Genomic DNA, 3,575 nt, shown 5'->3' with positions numbered 1-3,575 from the left:
ACGATCAATGTATTCCCGTATGGATTGCTCCAGCTGAGCAACGCTGGTGTGGGCGCTGCGCTTGATCCACTGCTCGCTGATCTGGCTAAAGAAACGCTCGACCAGATTGAGCCAGGACGCTGAGGTGGGCGTGAAGTGAACGTGGTAGCGAGGATGGGCTGCTAGCCAGGCCCGCACTGCCTGCGTCTTGTGCGTGCCGTAGTTGTCCATGATCAGGTGGATGTCTTGTTCGCCAGGCACCGCTGCATCGATGGCTTTGAGGAACTGCAGGAATTCCACACTGCGGTGACGGCGCTTGAGCTGTCCTATGACTTTGCCAGTGGCCACATCCAGCGCTGCAAACAGCGACGTTGTGCCATGGCGCTTGTAATCGTGCGTGCGCGTGCTGGGTTTGCCAAACGTCAGTGGTAACCCTGGTTGGGTGCGATCCAGAGCCTGGATCTGGCTCTTCTCGTCCACGCACAGCACCAAGGCGCGATCGGGTGGTGCCATATACAGCCCCACCACATCCCGTACCTTGTCCACGAAATGGGGATCCGTCGATAGCTTGAAGGTTTCTTGCAGGTGCGGCTTCAGCCCAAAGGCATGCCAGATGCGCTGCACCGTCGCGGGCGATACGCCAGCGTGCCGACTCATCTGGCGCACGCTCCAGTGCGTGGCGTTGTCAGGCTTGCTCTGGCGAACCTTGTCCACAATGAGCTGAACCTGCTCGTCGCCCACACTGCGCGGGCGGCCAGCGCGCGGGGCATCGGTCAAACCCGCCAGACGATACGCCTGGTAGCGCCGCCGCCACTTGGAGACAGTTTGCACCGTCGTGCCCAAGCGTTGGGCAATCATGGTGCCCGACTCCCCATCTGCGCAGCCCAGCACGATTCGCATGCGCAGCTTCTCGTCCTCGGGCGCTTTGCGTACGCGCAGTCGCGCAGCAGCTCTGCGCGCTCGGCATCGGTGATCTGCAGCTTCGTGGCGGGGCGTCCAGGGTGGGCCATCAGCGTAGTCTCTTATACGGAAGCTGATTCGACCAACACCGTCAAAATAGTTCTATCTATTTTTGAGACACCACACTAGGGTCTGTTGAGAATCAAGCACAACGACTCGAAGGGCTGTGATGCAATAGGCAGATGAGCATTCGATGGGTACTGACAGACGAGCAATGGGCCAAGATGGAGCCGCACTGCCTTGGCAAGCCAAGTGATCCGGGGCGCAGCGGCAGCGATAACCGCCGCTTCGTTGAGGCAGTGCTGTGGATTGCCCGCACAGGCAGCCCTTGGCGAGACCTGCCGCCAGAGTTCGGCAAGTGGAACACGGTGTTCAAGCGCTTTAGAGACTGGGTCAAGGCCTCAAAATCTCCGGAAAGACAACGTTCATGCACAAACGAAAATTTACCACTCTCGCCTTCTATTCGTTAGCGTTGGTGCTTTTGCTGGGACTGGGTCTCGGCTTGCACCAGTACTACGTCTACAAGGTCACTCGTGAGATGCATGAAACCACGGTTGATCGCAATCTGTCGTTGATGCATATGCGGGCTGACGGCTATCTGGAACGGTTGGCACTGGATGCAGAATTCATTGCGCAGTCCCCCATCCTGCGCATGTATCTTGAAAACCCCTCGGCAGAAACACTGGCGGGCGCGCAGGACGCTCTCCGAACTCTTGCTTTGCTGCGTCCCTCTCTGGATCAACTGCGCTACATCGATCAGCAGGGCATGGAGCGGATTCGGGTGAATCACCGAGGTGGGCCTCCTCAATTGGCCACAGAGCTACAAAACAAATCTGACCGTGATTACGTTCAGAGAGGCTTGGCACTCACGGCTGGCGGCGGCTATTTCTCGGCAATTGATCTGAACATTGAAGACGGACAGATCGAGCGCCCCTTCCGCCCCATGCTGCGTTCGGTGGCCAAGGTCATGGTCAACGGCAGCCCTGCGGGCATGGTGGTGCTGAATGCCAATGCGGATGAACTGGAAAAACGGTTGCGCACGGTACTGCCAACGGCGGTGGCGCAACCGGTGGTGCTCAACAGCAGCGGCGGCTGGATCATGGGCGGTGGTGAGAAGGACTGGCTGTTTTCGGCAAAGCCTGATGCCCCGGACGCTCTGCTATCCACACAAGAGCCCGCGCTGTGGGAAAAAATCCAGGCCAGTTCGTCAGGTCAATTTGAGTATCGTGGGGAATGCCACTATTACGCTTGGTACCAATTCAAGCGGCAGCAATGGCAGGCACCGCGCTGGCTGGTAGCTCAGCGCTCTGCCGGTCAAGCCTGCGGACACTTGACCGCTTCGGCAGTTAAGACGTGGGCCACGCAACTGGTGGTAATGTCGACTTTCACCGTTCCGCTGTTGGTGTTGTGGCTGTTGTCCCGCTGGAACGCGCGCGAACTACGGCGTGGACTTAGAGAGACGAACGCCCAGCTAGAACTCATCACTAGCGAAGCTGACGTTGCCCTGTTGATGGTCGACCATCAGTGCCGCGTCTGCTGGATTAACCCTGAATCCGAACGCCTATTGGGCTGGAAGACCGACGAGTTGGTTGGTGCAAACTTGCACGAAAGAACCCACATGCGGAACGGTGAGGATCTGCACTCCGGATCCTGTCCGACGCTACAGGCGCTTCAAACAGGACAGCGTTACCGCAATGATCGTGACCGAGTGCTCGCGAAGTCTGGCGAAATTTTGAATGTAAGCATGCGTGTGAGTCCGTTTGGTGAGGGTGAAGCGCGCAAAGCCATCGTGACGATTGCCGACGTAGGGGACGCAGTGAACCGAGAGCAGCGTTTGACACGGCTTGCCACGACTGATCCATTGACCGGCGCACTCAACCGTCGATCCATCATGGAGCGTCTGCAAGACATGGTCGAACACCAAAAGATGCCACCTTGCGTGTTGATGGGCGATATCGATTTTTTCAAGAAAGTCAACGACACCTATGGACACGCTGCGGGCGATGAGGTACTCAAAACTTTCACCAACACGATACGTCAGTTGCTGCGCAAGGGTGACTTTTTAGGTCGGCTCGGCGGTGAAGAGTTCGTGGTGGCCTTGGAGAACACCGAGCTGCCAAACGCCCAAACCATGGCCGAACGCCTGCGCCTAGCCATTGCAAATAGCCAAACCCCAAACGATGGCGGTATTCCCATCGCAATCACCGCCAGCTTTGGCTTGGCGCTGTACAGCCGTGATGAATCGGTGGATGCGTGGCTGGCCCGCGCAGATGCTGCACTGTACCGCGCCAAACAATCGGGGCGAAACCGGGTGGAAATAGCTTAGGAATTATCCGTAAATAATATTAACGGGCAACCTGATCTTGCGCAGCGTAATGATGGCAGCGGCCAGGTGGTTGAGCGCCAAAAAGGTGTGCTCCAATTTTTCGTAGCGCACCAACAACTTGCGAAACCGGTTGAACCAGCCGTGGCACGCCTCAAGGGGTCTCCTCGTTTTCAGTGCAATAAGTGACGGTACGCAAAGCTAGCACTGGCGCGGGGGTGGTCTGGGTAGACCGTTGATTTCATTGACTTTCCTGTTCGCTTTGTAAACGGGTATGGTGGCCTCCCACTTTTGAGGTTCACGATGCAGGGTT

The 3,575-nt window shown here is 57.4% G+C and carries 1 protein-coding gene and 3 pseudogenes; 2 read left to right on the top strand and 2 right to left on the bottom strand.

The annotated features are described in order from the left end of the window. A pseudogene (locus BN2503_RS18685) lies at positions 1 to 989 on the bottom strand (IS630 family transposase); the annotation flags it as partial. A 132-nt stretch (positions 990 to 1,121) separates the two neighbouring features. On the opposite strand from BN2503_RS18685, the pseudogene BN2503_RS19810 reads away from it, so the two are divergent. Together BN2503_RS19810 and BN2503_RS18680 are read left to right on the top strand one after the other, a co-directional pair. Continuing rightward, a pseudogene (locus BN2503_RS19810) lies at positions 1,122 to 1,331 on the top strand (transposase); the annotation flags it as partial. 35 nt (positions 1,332 to 1,366) lie between these two features. Then, the gene (locus BN2503_RS18680) at positions 1,367 to 3,265 is read left to right on the top strand and encodes a diguanylate cyclase (RefSeq protein WP_082366681.1); all 1,899 of its coding nucleotides are present in this window, start codon (positions 1,367 to 1,369) and stop codon (positions 3,263 to 3,265) included. Between the two features lie 3 nt (positions 3,266 to 3,268). On the opposite strand, the pseudogene BN2503_RS18675 reads toward BN2503_RS18680, so the two are convergent. After that, a pseudogene (locus tag BN2503_RS18675) lies at positions 3,269 to 3,436 on the bottom strand (transposase); the annotation flags it as partial. Between the last annotated feature and the right edge of the window lie 139 nt (positions 3,437 to 3,575).

It is taken from the genome of Paenacidovorax caeni (assembly GCF_001298675.1).
Taxonomy (GTDB): domain Bacteria; phylum Pseudomonadota; class Gammaproteobacteria; order Burkholderiales; family Burkholderiaceae_C; genus Paenacidovorax; species Paenacidovorax caeni.
Note: the sequence above shows the minus strand (reverse complement) of the source record. Positions and strands in the feature narration are given on the sequence as shown.